Origin of the sequence: uncultured Erythrobacter sp. (assembly GCF_947502395.1) — a bacterium.
GTDB lineage: Bacteria > Pseudomonadota > Alphaproteobacteria > Sphingomonadales > Sphingomonadaceae > Erythrobacter.
On sequence record NZ_CANMZM010000002.1, the window covers coordinates 396,945 to 408,816 of the forward strand.

The 11,872-nt window shown below is 57.0% G+C and carries 18 protein-coding genes; 8 read left to right on the forward strand and 10 right to left on the reverse strand.

Features of this window, described 5'->3' with window-relative positions; translation table 11 throughout:
* The first annotated feature begins 7 nt into the window (after nt 1-7).
* Nucleotides 8-652 (forward strand): TetR/AcrR family transcriptional regulator, encoded by a 645-nt coding sequence (locus Q0778_RS08190; RefSeq protein WP_298335357.1) that lies wholly within the window; start codon nt 8-10, stop codon nt 650-652.
* The gene (locus tag Q0778_RS08195; RefSeq protein ID WP_298335359.1) at nt 649-1,074 is read left to right on the forward strand and encodes an MAPEG family protein; all 426 of its coding nucleotides are present in this window, start codon (nt 649-651) and stop codon (nt 1,072-1,074) included. Before Q0778_RS08190 ends, Q0778_RS08195 begins: the two co-directional genes overlap by 4 nt.
* On the opposite strand, the gene Q0778_RS08200 is transcribed toward Q0778_RS08195, so the two are convergent.
* The 5 genes from Q0778_RS08200 to argB form a co-directional block, all read right to left on the reverse strand.
* Nucleotides 1,071-1,700: a MarC family protein gene (locus Q0778_RS08200; RefSeq protein ID WP_298307297.1), complete on the reverse strand. Its 630-nt coding sequence runs from the start codon at nt 1,698-1,700 to the stop codon at nt 1,071-1,073. The two genes, Q0778_RS08195 and Q0778_RS08200, sit on opposite strands and share 4 nt — an antisense overlap.
* 33 nt (nt 1,701-1,733) lie before the next feature.
* Nucleotides 1,734-2,501 carry a hypothetical protein gene (locus Q0778_RS08205; RefSeq protein WP_298335361.1) on the reverse strand — a complete coding sequence of 256 codons (768 nt, stop codon included), beginning with the start codon at nt 2,499-2,501 and terminating at the stop codon, nt 1,734-1,736.
* Between the two features lie 26 nt (nt 2,502-2,527).
* The gene (gene folD / locus Q0778_RS08210) at nt 2,528-3,421 is read right to left on the reverse strand and encodes a bifunctional methylenetetrahydrofolate dehydrogenase/methenyltetrahydrofolate cyclohydrolase FolD (RefSeq protein WP_298335363.1); all 894 of its coding nucleotides are present in this window, start codon (nt 3,419-3,421) and stop codon (nt 2,528-2,530) included.
* Nucleotides 3,418-3,711, reverse strand: coding sequence for a YggT family protein (locus Q0778_RS08215; RefSeq protein ID WP_298307290.1), 294 nt, complete (start codon nt 3,709-3,711; stop codon nt 3,418-3,420). Before Q0778_RS08215 ends, folD begins: the two co-directional genes overlap by 4 nt.
* A 140-nt stretch (nt 3,712-3,851) precedes the next feature.
* A complete protein-coding gene (gene argB / locus Q0778_RS08220; protein WP_298308218.1) occupies nt 3,852-4,757 on the reverse strand; it encodes an acetylglutamate kinase in 906 nt (301 codons plus the stop codon).
* A gap of 230 nt (nt 4,758-4,987) precedes the next feature.
* Here argB and Q0778_RS08225 point away from each other — a divergent pair, with 230 nt between their 5' ends.
* From Q0778_RS08225 to Q0778_RS08235, 3 genes are all read left to right on the forward strand, one after another.
* Complete coding sequence (locus tag Q0778_RS08225; protein WP_298307287.1) at nt 4,988-5,329, forward strand: DUF2282 domain-containing protein; 342 nt, start codon at nt 4,988-4,990, stop codon at nt 5,327-5,329.
* Nucleotides 5,330-5,463: 134 nt separating this feature from the next.
* Nucleotides 5,464-6,030: a hypothetical protein gene (locus tag Q0778_RS08230; protein ID WP_298307285.1), complete on the forward strand. Its 567-nt coding sequence runs from the start codon at nt 5,464-5,466 to the stop codon at nt 6,028-6,030.
* Between the two features lie 83 nt (nt 6,031-6,113).
* On the forward strand, nt 6,114-6,494 hold the full coding sequence (locus tag Q0778_RS08235) for a hypothetical protein (protein ID WP_298307283.1): 381 nt from the start codon (nt 6,114-6,116) through the stop codon (nt 6,492-6,494).
* 234 nt (nt 6,495-6,728) lie between these two features.
* Here the strand turns inward: Q0778_RS08235 and Q0778_RS08240 are convergent, their stop codons facing one another.
* Complete coding sequence (locus Q0778_RS08240) at nt 6,729-7,283, reverse strand: DUF4440 domain-containing protein (RefSeq protein ID WP_298335366.1); 555 nt, start codon at nt 7,281-7,283, stop codon at nt 6,729-6,731.
* Nucleotides 7,284-7,438: 155 nt separating this feature from the next.
* Between Q0778_RS08240 and Q0778_RS08245 the strand changes: the two genes are divergently transcribed.
* Together Q0778_RS08245 and Q0778_RS08250 are read left to right on the forward strand one after the other, a co-directional pair.
* Nucleotides 7,439-8,113, forward strand: a complete 675-nt coding sequence (locus tag Q0778_RS08245) for a hypothetical protein (RefSeq protein ID WP_298335368.1) — start codon at nt 7,439-7,441, stop codon at nt 8,111-8,113.
* A gap of 17 nt (nt 8,114-8,130) precedes the next feature.
* Nucleotides 8,131-8,685, forward strand: coding sequence for a hypothetical protein (locus tag Q0778_RS08250; protein ID WP_298335370.1), 555 nt, complete (start codon nt 8,131-8,133; stop codon nt 8,683-8,685).
* A 22-nt stretch (nt 8,686-8,707) separates the two neighbouring features.
* Here Q0778_RS08250 and Q0778_RS08255 read toward each other — a convergent pair whose 3' ends face one another.
* The 3 genes from Q0778_RS08255 to Q0778_RS08265 form a co-directional block, all read right to left on the reverse strand.
* A complete protein-coding gene (locus tag Q0778_RS08255) occupies nt 8,708-8,962 on the reverse strand; it encodes a DUF465 domain-containing protein (protein ID WP_298335372.1) in 255 nt (84 codons plus the stop codon).
* 281 nt (nt 8,963-9,243) lie between these two features.
* Nucleotides 9,244-9,492, reverse strand: a complete 249-nt coding sequence (locus Q0778_RS08260) for a DUF1294 domain-containing protein (protein WP_298335374.1) — start codon at nt 9,490-9,492, stop codon at nt 9,244-9,246.
* A gap of 70 nt (nt 9,493-9,562) precedes the next feature.
* Nucleotides 9,563-9,736 carry a hypothetical protein gene (locus Q0778_RS08265; RefSeq protein ID WP_298335376.1) on the reverse strand — a complete coding sequence of 58 codons (174 nt, stop codon included), beginning with the start codon at nt 9,734-9,736 and terminating at the stop codon, nt 9,563-9,565.
* A 119-nt stretch (nt 9,737-9,855) separates the two neighbouring features.
* On the opposite strand from Q0778_RS08265, the gene Q0778_RS08270 reads away from it, so the two are divergent.
* Nucleotides 9,856-10,212 carry a DUF559 domain-containing protein gene (locus Q0778_RS08270; protein WP_298335378.1) on the forward strand — a complete coding sequence of 119 codons (357 nt, stop codon included), beginning with the start codon at nt 9,856-9,858 and terminating at the stop codon, nt 10,210-10,212.
* A gap of 472 nt (nt 10,213-10,684) precedes the next feature.
* Here Q0778_RS08270 and Q0778_RS08275 read toward each other — a convergent pair whose 3' ends face one another.
* Nucleotides 10,685-11,866: an XRE family transcriptional regulator gene (locus tag Q0778_RS08275; RefSeq protein WP_298335380.1), complete on the reverse strand. Its 1,182-nt coding sequence runs from the start codon at nt 11,864-11,866 to the stop codon at nt 10,685-10,687.
* Nucleotides 11,867-11,872 lie beyond the last annotated feature (6 nt).

Sequence of the window (11,872 nt, forward strand, 5' to 3'; positions counted from 1 at the left end):
GTTACTTATGAACAGCCCTGCCACTCTTACCAAAGGCGAACGCACCCGCGCGCACATTGTCGCGACCGCTGCCAGCCTTTTCTGGCGGCGCAATTTTCATGGTGTCTCGGTTGATGAGGTCGCGCAGGCCGCCAAGGTCAACAAGGCGACCGTCTATCGCTATTTCGCAGACAAGAACGACATCGCCCTCGCGGTGGCGCGCTTTAACGGCGAGATGTCATTGGACCTCGTGTTTGCCGGGAGTTTCGCCGAGTTCAGTGCGCCGCAAGACCGGCTTGCAGCGATTTACCGGCAGGCGCACTGCGCACATGCTCAAACTGCAACTGAGAACGGCGACATATATGGCTGCCCAATAGTCGGACTGGCGTTGGAACTTGGCCAGGAGATCCCCAAGATTCGCGAAGAGGCTAACCGCATCTTTGCCCAAGTAGAAGAGATGCTGACCCGGATCGCGCGCGATGCATATGAACTACGAGGGACCAAAGCAGACCCGGCCTCGCTTGGGCGAACACTGACGCAATTGCTCCACGGTGCCTTTGCCTCAGCTCGCCTCGCATCAGACCCACAGCTCATTCTTGATGCAGGGAATGCCTCGCTTACGCTGATCGGGTTCCCAGACACACCCATCCTTGAAACGGAGCTAACGCAATGACTAATCTGCCACTCTACGCCGCTATGCTTGGCGCGTTTTTGATTGTCTTACAGGTGGCCTTGATGCTGAGAGTGGGGCTTCATCGATCCAAAGGGCAATTCATCGGCATTGGCGATGATCGTGACCTTGAGCGCAAAGTGCGCCGCCACGGCAATCTGGCGGAGAATTCCGGGCTGTTTCTGGTGGTGATCGCTCTGTTTGAGATGATCGTTGGCCAGACGACCTATGTTGCTGCGGTGTGTATTGTCTTTGCCATCGCACGCATTCTTCACGCGGCCGGCTTTTCATCGCTTGCAGGGTCACATGGCGATGATCTGACAGGCGCGCGTAAGGCCTTTGCTGGGATGCGAGCGATGGGGGCCTTTGGCACCCTAGGGGTGGCCTTTGCCCTAGCCTGGGGGATTGGCTCCAGCATCGCCTAAGCGATGCCGAAATTGCCCTTGATCCCGTCGATCACATACTGCGCGGCCAAAGCGGCTAGAAGCACGCCAAGAAGCCGTGTGATCACCGCCTCGACCTTGTCACCAAGCAGCCGGATCAAGGGGCCAGCCGCCACAAGAGCGAGCGCCGTGATAAAGAGCACTGAACCAAGAGCAGCAAACACTTCGATGGTTTCAGCCGTTGTCTCGGCCTCGTTCATAAGGAGCATGATGGCAGCAATCGCGCCAGGCCCTGCGAGCATAGGCATTGCCATTGGAAAGACCGATACGTCTTCAACCTCAGGGTCAGCATTGACCTTATCAGCGCGTTCTTCGCGGCGTTTGGTGCGCTTCTCAAACACCATTTCAAAGGCGATCCAAAAGAGCATTAATCCGCCTGCGATCCGGAAGCTGTCGAGCTGAATATGCAGCGCGCCAAGCAGTGCCTCGCCGAAGAAGGCGAATATGACGAGGATGACAGCTCCGATAAACGTCGCGCGTAGGGCCATATTGCGCGCTTGCGCCGGGCTAGCCTCTTTGGTGAGGCCAGCATAAATCGGCGCACAGCCGGGAGGATCAATCACCACAAACAGGGTGACAAAGGCAGAGATGAAAAGTTCGGGGAGCATACAGCGTCTTTTAAGAGATTTCTTTGGCCCTCATCACTCTTCAGGTGCAGATGCAAGCGTTTGTTCGATGGCCGTTACCCATTGGCCCTCGAAGTAATAGTCCGCCTTTACATATTTGAGATTGCCCTCAAGGTGCTCCCAACGCCAACGCAAAGTGCCATCTCGGGAGACTTGTATCGCTGATGCGCCACCGCCTCCAGCGGGAATCGCAGGCGCCGCCGGCACATTTTCTCCAGCGCGCGGGCACGTCGCAATAAGGCCTTCGACCAGGTCAAAGGCTGTCACCACGATATCACCATCTTCGAAGTCCGGTCGTGGTGGTGGCTGTGGATCATCGAGCCCGGCTGCGTCGTAGGTCCATTTATACGTGCCATCGGCCTGGCGCACCCATGTGGTGACATAGTTACCAACCTTGCCTTCACCATCGACAAAGCGCCCTTGACTTAGAGCCAGCGAACCGTCGCAGCTTTTCACAACCACGCGCGGGCCCCACTGCGTTTCTATGCCTGCCTCCGCAAGGCCCTGCGCAATCGCCTCGATTGGGACCACACCATCGCGAAGGTGCATCTGAGCGCCCGGCGCGGCAAAGGCCAAGGCAGCCTCAGCAAAACTCTGCTCCTGGGCAGCCCTCGCATAGGCAATCTCAGTCGAGACAATCGCGCTTGGCTGCGCTTTGCCGGGTGCCTTGGCGAGCACGCGCTCTATGACCTTATTTGAGGGGCCGCGCGGGGCACCGCTAGCGCACGCCGCGAGTGAAAGCGTCAGAGTGGAGACGAGGCCGATAGTAAGTGCACACTTCATGAAACCCTCTTTCGATCGACCTTGGCTTAGATGCCTTCTGGCACGGCAAGTCCGGCATTGCGATGCGCGGCCACCAAAGTGTTGCGCAAAAGGACCGCAATTGTCATCGGCCCAACCCCGCCCGGTACAGGCGTGATCGCGCCGGCGACTTCGCTTGCCTCATCAAAGGCGACATCGCCCACAAGCTTGCCCTTTTCCTTACCCGGTTCAGGCGGAAGGCGGTTGATACCCACATCGATGACGGTCGCGCCGGGCTTGAGCCAGTCCTTACCAATCATATTCGGCCGCCCGACTGCCGCAACCACGATGTCTGCGCGCTTAACAACGGCCGCCAAATCCTTGGTCCGGCTGTGTGCGATAGTGACGGTGGCGTTGGCATCTAGCAGCAATTGCGCCATTGGCTTGCCGACAATATTGGAGCGACCAATGACGACCGCTTCGAGGCCGGAGAGATCGCCGAGCCGGTCGGTCAGGAGCATCATGCAACCAAGGGGCGTACAAGGCACGAATCCCGATTGCCCGACGCTGAGGCGCCCCGCATTGATCACATGGAAGCCATCGACATCTTTGTCGGGGCTGATCGAGGCAATGATAGAGTGCTCGTCGAGATGATCTGGTAGCGGAAGCTGAACGAGAATACCGTCAATATTCTCGTCTGCGTTGAGTTTGTCGACCAGGGCGAGCAGAGCGTCTGCGCTGGTATCCGCGGGCAGGCGGTGTTCAAAGCTTTCCATACCGGCGGCGACAGTCGCCTTACCTTTGGAACCGACATATACTTGGCTCGCGGGATCCTCGCCCACAAGCACCACCGCCAATCCGGGTTTGCGGCCTGCCTTGCTCGCAAAGTCGAGCGCATGCGATCCGACGCGCTCGCGCAATGCCGCTGCAAACGCCTTGCCGTCTATCCTTGTCGCGGTCATGCGGCGACCAAGATGTTTCGCAGGACAATCAGCACGATCTGAGCACCAACGATCACCACAAGAGGCGAAAGGTCCAGAGCGCCCGTCTGCGGCATAATGTTCCTGATCGGCCTAAGAACCGGATCGAGCACACGATTGATCGATTCATACACCTGCATCAAAAACTGGTTCGACGTGTTCACCACGTTGAAGGCGAAAAGCAGCCCGATCACGAACTGAATGATGATGAGCATCACGAAGACGCTCACCAGCAGCTCGACGATTTGATAAATTGCAACAAGTCCTTGCATGATTTTTCTTGGTACCTTTTTCTAGGACTCACCGGCGAAGCAAGCGAAGCCCTGTTGAGTCCCTCTTTAGGCGTATTACCCGACTAATACGCCCTTTTCCAGTCTTGGATAATGTGTCGCCACAGTCCGTAGCCTGTGCATCACGCTCGCACCAGCGTGCCCGCACCACTCGCGGTGAAGAACTCAAGCAACATTGCATGGGGGACGCGACCATCGAGCACAACCGCAGCCTCACAGCCAGAATTGACAGCAGTAACGCAAGTCTCAAGCTTGGGCACCATACCACCCTTCACGACACCTTCCTCCTTGAGGCGGGCGATATCAGCGGGATTTAGGTCGGACATAAGCTCACCATCCGCGTCCATGACGCCCGGAACGTCTGTCAAAAGGAACAAGCGCGCTGCCCCCAGCGCCGCAGCAATGGCCCCTGCCATTGTGTCTGCGTTGATATTGTAAGTTGCGCCATCGGCTCCACCCGCAATGGGCGCGATGACGGGGATCATCCCTGCTGCAACTGCGGTATCGATCACAGAAGTGTCGACTTGGGCGGGCTCACCCACAAAACCCAAGTCCACAACGCGCTCTATCAGGCTTTCCGGGTCTTTGGTTGTGCGCGTGACTTTGCGCGCAGAAACAAGGCCGCCATCCTTACCTGAGAGGCCCAATGCCTTGCCCCCAGCATTACTAAGCCAGCCAACCAGTTCCTTGTTAATCGCACCGGATAGGACCATCTCTGCAATTTTGGCAGTCGCCTCATCCGTCACGCGAAGGCCGTCCACAAATGTACTCTCGACCCCAAGGCGTGACAGCATATCGCCAATTTGTGGTCCCCCACCATGAACAACCACCGGATTGATCCCGACAGCCTTCAAGAGCACGATATCCTCTGCAAAATCGCGCGCGGCCTGCGGTTCACCCATGGCATGCCCGCCATATTTCACCACAAAGGTGCGTCCTGCGTAGCGTTGAAAGTACGGAAGTGCCTCAATCAACACTTCAGCCTTGGCAAGAACCGGGGAAGAAGAGTCCTTGTGCAAATTCGCCATCGTCATTTCTCGCTGCTTTGCTGCGGCTTGAAGCCTGCTTTCAGGGGCGCTTAGCGGGTAAGATCGCACTAGGAAAGCAATCGATGAAGCGGTGGATTGAAACGGTCAACGCAAGCACATTGCAAACTTTGCTCTTTTCTTTGTAACCGAATGCTGTTTCCATCCGAATCGACGATAGACACGAGTTTACGTTTCGCACAAAGACTCTGCGAATTTGATGGAGGAAGACTATGAATACCGCACGTTTTAAAGGCTCAATCGCTCTGGCTGCAGCCGCTGGCCTTGCCGCTGCTTGCTCAGGTGGTGCCGAAGCACCTGCTGAAGAAGCCGCTGCAACCACAGAAGCAGAAGCTCTGGCTGATGCCGGTGCTGGCGAAAAAGAGAAGTGCTTTGGCATCTCGCTGGCGGGCCAGAATGACTGCGCCGCTGGCCCAGGTACAAGCTGTGCTGGTACCTCGACCATCGATTATCAGGGCAATGCGTGGACATATGTCGATGCCAACTCATGCGAATCGACAGAGCGTCCTGACGGCACTTTTGGATCGCTCGAAGAAACAACCAATGTAGGCTAATCGCCGGCATCTTTTGTTTTCAGAAGGCCGCTCGGTTTATGCCGGGCGGCCTTCTTTTTGACCGCAGCGGTCATGCGTCCGCGAACATGGCGGGCCCTTTCTTTGAATTCGAACCCTGCTAATCTGAGCACCCCATGCCCAGACCACCGGTTCGCCCCCGCTTTCGCCGTCCGCCCAGACGCCGCGCCTCAGCGCGCGCCGGGCTTTTCAATTGGTGGCTTATGTGGCGCGTGCCAGCGCTCGCGCTAGTGGTGATGCTGGTTTGGTGGATTGTGGCGCGGCCCATCGCGCAGGAGCAAGGCTGGGTCGAGGTCAACACCAGCTTTGCCCACTGCGGAGAGGGCCCTCGCCAATCAGGGTGTGTTATCGACGGCGACACTGTTCTGGTAAGTGACGGCGCTGCTCAGCGCCGCATCCGCTTCACCGGTTTTGATGCTCCTGAACTCGAAGGCGCGTGTGAAGGCGAGTACTCGCTCGCGCAGAGGGCGAAGGTCAGACTGCACGAATGGCTGGACGACGGCCCGTTTGAATGGAACGGGGCGGATAACCCTCCGCGCGATCAATATGGCCGCGAATTGCGCGCCGCCCGCCGCACCAAGTCTGATGGCACGCGCGAACTCCTTGCCGATGTGATGATTTCAAGCGGGCTCGCCTTTGAGCGTGGCTGGGGTGAGGCACCGCGCGATTGGTGCGAACAATAGGCCGTTCCCAACGAAGGGCTTGCTCACTAGCACGCAAAGCGTAGACTACGCCTAGAATTCACGGCCATCGAGGGGGATCAGACATGACCGAACCAGTTAAATCCGACACAGGACGTGAAGTAGGACCAAGCAATGGTTTCGACTTCAATCAGCCCACCATCATCTCGCTGTGCTTTCTTGCCAGCTTTATCACCGGCATCACCGGCCTTGTCGGCATCGTCCTTGCCCATGTTTGGCAGGGAGAAAGTCAGGAGAGCTGGGCGGCTTCGCATTTCACCTATCTTATCCGCACTTTCTGGTTCGGCTTCCTCGGCTTTCTCGTCGCGGGCGTCCTGTCGTTCGTTTTGATCGGTCTGCTCATCATGCCGCTTATCGCGGTATGGGTGGGTGTGCGCAGCGTTCTGAGCCTGATCAAGGCCCAGCGTAAGGAACCGATGCCTGACCCGAGCACTCTGCTGTTCTGATCATCGCCAATCGGTGAGAGCGAAAGCTTGCTCGCATTGACCTGGATCACGGTCACCACAACCGCCCAAGAAAAGAAATTTTGAGGCACTTGCGACACTGTCCAAAGGCAAAACCTTTGGACAGTTTTTCGGCGGTTAAAGCAGTTGAGCGGTCAGGGAATCCGCGGACGGCATAGCGGCGCTTTTAGCTTGCTCATTAAGATGTAGGAAAGCGCAGCGTCAGATCAAAAGATCCTAGCCCTCCGGCGGGTAGCTGCGCGCAGCGCCGTGGTCGATGCTAATCGTCTCTTGCATAATGAAGCGCTCGTTCGCACCATCCCAGCGCCAGACATTGATGAAAGCCGCGCCGCCAGTCATCACCCAGGTTGGCCCGCCCGGATCTCCCTCTCCGTAATGGCCCGCGGGTCTTTGGCGAAGTTCGTGGAATGTGTGCTCCCCTCGGTGCAGCATTCCCCAATCGCCCAACCGCGTGATTTCATCCGTGCCGGGCACCAGCATGCGGCGGTTGCTATAACCTGCATTGCGGCCGCCTTCCTCGCGCGCCTTGCAATCCTCCGCAATCATCGCAGTGAAGTCATCTCCATTGGTCGCTACCAATCCGCCCTGATCGTGCACCATGCGAAAATCGTCTGCGATCCGAGCGCGCACTTCGCCTGCATCACACCCTTCAAACGCGTACCAGAACATCTCCGCATCGCGCGCTGCGACGCGCTCCCTGGCCTCAGCTGGCTCAGGCATGGGAGCGGCTGTGACTGTTTGAGCAAGAAGCAGTACAATGGCGGTGAACATAATCGACCCTCTATATGTGTATTGCCGCCTTAATACACACAAGCACCAAGGTCGCAAACGAAAAACAAGAGTTGGCCGCCCTCAACGAAACAGCACGCGGGATTGCCGATCTGCGGTGCAGGACAGCGCTGCATTTTATCGCTAGTCTCCTCCGCATGACACGCACCCTCGCCCTTATCACGCTCGCCCCCATTGCCATCCTCACCGCCTGCGGGACGGAGCCCATTGTGCCGCCTGAGCCCGATCCGCAGGATATGTTCTGGGAGGCACTCTCGAGCCATTGCGGAAAGGCCTATGCTGGCACATTGGTGAGCTCGGACACGGCGGATGTCGATTTCCAAGGCGCTGAGATGGTTATGCATGTTTCCGAGTGTTCGGATGATCGCATTGCGGTGCCCTTCCATGTGTCGATGGACGGCGAGTGGGATCGCTCACGCACCTGGCTTATCACCCGCACCGCCGTACCGCATATGAGCGGTCAGGGAGAAACCCCGCTGGGCCTGCGGCTCAAACACGATCACCGGCATGAAGATGGCGAACCCGATGCGGTCACAATGTATGGTGGGGATACGGCCGATGAGGGGACAGGGCGCGAGCAGACCTTCCCGGTTGATGACTTCAGCGTGGAAATGTTTGAACGCGAAGGGCTCGGGGCGTCAGTCACCAATGTCTGGACCGTGGAGGTAGACACCGCAGGAAACGAAGGGGCGACATTCGCCTATCAGCTCCAGCGCAGGGTTGAAACCGGCGCGCCTGAGGATCGCTTTTTCCGGGTCGAGTTTGACCTGAGCGAGGAGGTGAAAGCGCCTCCGCCTGCTTGGGGTTGGTAGGAAGGCGAATAGCCGCAATGGCGCAAGTGAGCGAAGTCCCTGTTCGCGAAGTCCCTGTTCGCGAAGTCCTTGTGCCGAAGGACAGCCTGCTCGCTGGCTTTGGCAATGACAGCGATTATCGCGATTGCTTTATCCGCGACGTTTCCGGCGGCATGAACCTCGAGCGGTATCTCGAACGCTTCTATTGCAGCCGCGCCTTCTTGCCCGAGCGCCTGATCCTGAAGGCACTGGGCAAGCCAGCCTCAAGCGCTGATGCCCGCGCGTTGGCGGCAGGCGAGACGGATCGCTTTGGCGTGTGGCAGGTGGTCGAGCGGCGCGAAGCGCGCTCAAGCAGCGAAGCGGTAGTGCACTCAAGAAGCGAGGCTCTGTTGGAATCCAAGCCCACCGGCACCGCGAGCTGGTTCGCGATCGAGGCCATAGACGTTGGACAATCGTCCTCAAGCAGCGGAGCGATAGGACAAAAAACACGCCTCTACTTTGGATCATGGGTCGGCTCGATCAACGAGTCCGGCTGGAACGCCCTGCTAAGGCCGCACCTCTGGTATTCGCGAGAATTGCTCGCCGCAGTTTGAGGGGCGACCTTGCAGGCCAATATCAAACCGCCTCGCGCGCTTTGCTGACGATATCGGTGATTTGGTCGAGCAGCGAGAGGCGCTGTTTCTTAAGCGTTTCAAACCGCTCATCGCTCGCCGCTTCGGTTTCCGCCTCGATCCGGTGCACCTGCCGGTTCACCTCATGATACTCCTCCGCAAGGCGCGCAAAATGACCACCACTGCCCTTAAGGTGAGGGATAAGCTCACGGTCGCGCTTGAAGATGGCGGTGAGTGCGTTGGGTGTGTGCTGTGACATTAAGGCTAATCTCCCTTGAGGTTGTGACGAGGGATTATGACCGGTTTGCCGGTAGGAAATTGATCTGGATCAAAGCCATGAAAACAAGTGCGAAAAAGGAAATTTTGAGACACTTGAGACAGTGTCCAAGGGCAAAAACTTCTTTTGCGGCAAATTGGCCGTTTGAAAGGGACAAAAGGCAGGAGATAGAGGGGCGCGTCATGCCATAGAGTTTAGCGTCCGAGGCACGCTGTAGGAAAGGTGCAGGGCATGGGTCCAAGTCGGTGGAGTCAGGAGAAGGGTCAAAAACTCAAGAAAAGAAAAATGGCCACGAACACCGCAGCGCACAATTGAAACATCGCAATCATGTGGAGCTGGTTGCTGAATGGCTGTTTACGGGTTTTGTGCCTGAACAATGCCCGTCCGGCATAGGCACCCACAATGCCCCCCAAAAACGCTAGATTGAGCAAGGCCGCCTCGGAAATTCGCCGCGACTGATTCTCGGCAAGCATCTTGTCGATGCCGAAAGCGGCAAAGGCGGCAAAGTTCATGGCAATCAGAGCCACAGCGATATTGGCCGGTTCGAACAGCCATTGGGATGTGTTCATGACCAAGCGGCCCTCACCAGAAGAAAATCAGGATGAACGCCGCAAGTGGCAGTGTCGCCATTAAAGGCAAGAACCACCCGCTATCGATCAGTCGCTGGCTCTGCGGCAGTTTCAACCCGCCTTCGGTCCATTCAACCTCGGCAATCTTTCGCGGCCTGCTTGTGTCGAGCTTCTGACAGTCACCCATGCACAAGAGTTAGCCGAGAATGCTAAGCGAATGGTGAAGAGCGACGAACCTCTTCTATAAGCGCGCTCGCTAGTCGCAACGGGGTGGGCAAATCCAAACCATTGCGCCAATATCCGCCAATGCCCAATTGGCACCCCAGAAACACAAGCCGCGCCCGCATCTTACGCTGCGAAGCAACCCCTGCCGAGCGCACCTTGTGGGAGCACCTCTCCTGCAGCCAACAAGGCGCAAAGTTCAGCCGCCAGATGCCGGTCGGGCGTTATTATGCCGATTTCCTGTGCCGTGAGCTGAAACTCGTGATCGAACTCGACGGTCACAGCCACGATGTTGCGCCCGAAAGGGATGCGGTCCGCGAAAAGTGGATATGGACCGAAGGCTACACCGTGCTGCGCTTCACGAACGCCGAGGTGCATGAGAACATCGAAGGCGTAGTCACTGCCATCCGCCTGAAAATCGAAGAAATGCGCTCCCAATGAAAACCTTCCCGCTTGCGGGAGGGTCGGAAGACTTGGCAGCTTGCTGCTTAGTCGCACGGGGTGGGCCGTTCCTGTCGCAGCAGGGTACCCCCCTCACCCCTACCGCCCGCGGGAGGGGCAGCGAAGCTTAGCGAACGCAAGTGAGCTTAGCTGCAGCGGGGTGGGCACCCGCTACCGTTCGACACTTTCCCAAAGTCTCCGACCAAGCCAAGCCCACCCCTAACCCCTCCCGCTTGCGGGAGGGGGATTAGAGGGCACCAAACTTCTCACCTCCCGGGTGTTGTGGGGCGGGGTTTGAAATTGGGCTTTTCGCCAGAGGCAGCGATGCCCATGACCTCGCCAAACCCCTCAACAGTGGTCGCCTGCCTGACTTTGAGTTCCATTGATGTCCCCCCTTGTGGTGGGAAATGTAGCGTGCGGGGGAGCGGGCGGTCCAGTCTCGAGTATGGATGGGAGCGAGACGATTAGGGAATCAATCGTTCGCAGCTGATTTAACTGAATCCAAGTTCCTTACCAACTTCAACCGAGGTTTTGGCCTTGTCGCTAAAGCGAAAGTCCCTTCACTAACACCTGCTAGTGAGCTCAAATCATCAGGCAGCAGGCCGACGTCCCTTAGAAACTTCCGCAGTTCTGCCAGACCATCCTCAGCGATCATTGCGATCGCCGAAGCGAGATTTACAGGCTCCTCAAAATCTATTTGATTGTCATGCGGTTCGTTACCTCGCCATTTTCGGTAGCTGTAATACTTCCAGAGATTCTTGCTTTCCGTTTGGTCGATCAGGTTTAGTGACCGAAGACGCATAAGCATGGCCGCGATTGAAACCTTCCAAATCGGCTTCAGATTTGCCAGCGAATCCAATGATGTGTCCCTGACCGAGTGAGCGAAAGAGCTGGACGGCATAAGAAACGCAGCTGCAAACGCCATCGCTTGGTCCTCAATCAACTGCCAATCTTCAATCAACTGCCTATCCGAAACATTGCGGTGCAAAATGATATGGCCAAGCTCATGCGCGGCATCGAACCGACGCCGCACTCCGGTTTCCTTGTCCTTTGCAAGAAGAATAACTGGACGATCGTCGAACCACCTCGAAACGCCATCGAGCTTCTTTGAGACTAAATAGTCATCTGCGACGATAACCCCGGCGTTCTCGATAACCGTCAGGACATCGTCAATTGGTCCATCTCCAAGGCCCCAATAGTCGCGAACCTGATCGGCAATGCTGTCGATTCTGTCCATCGAGAGAGTCTTATAGCTATTACTCTCTTCGATTTGGGGAATGTCCACATATGGGAACTCGATATGCTGCGCTGCAGCTTCGTAAATATCGTGCGCAAAAACTAGCTTAGCCGCCGTTTTGTCTCGAGCACTTTTTAGCTCTGAGCGAAGTGAACGAAAAAAGGATGCGGAACCATCCGAGACTAAGCCCTTGAAAAACCAAGTAGGGTCCACACGCAGCGATTGAGACAATCGCGCCAAGTCTTCCTCGTCCGGCTTATGAGAATACTCCGCGCTTTCCCACTTCGTAATAATAGCTGGACTGCGGCCAATTTTCGCCGCCAATTCAACTTTCTTCAACCCCCTCGCACTTCTGGCTATGGAGAGGCGCAACGGATTAAAGCCGCTGCTGGCGACATTGGTCCCAATCTCTTGCATAGGTCG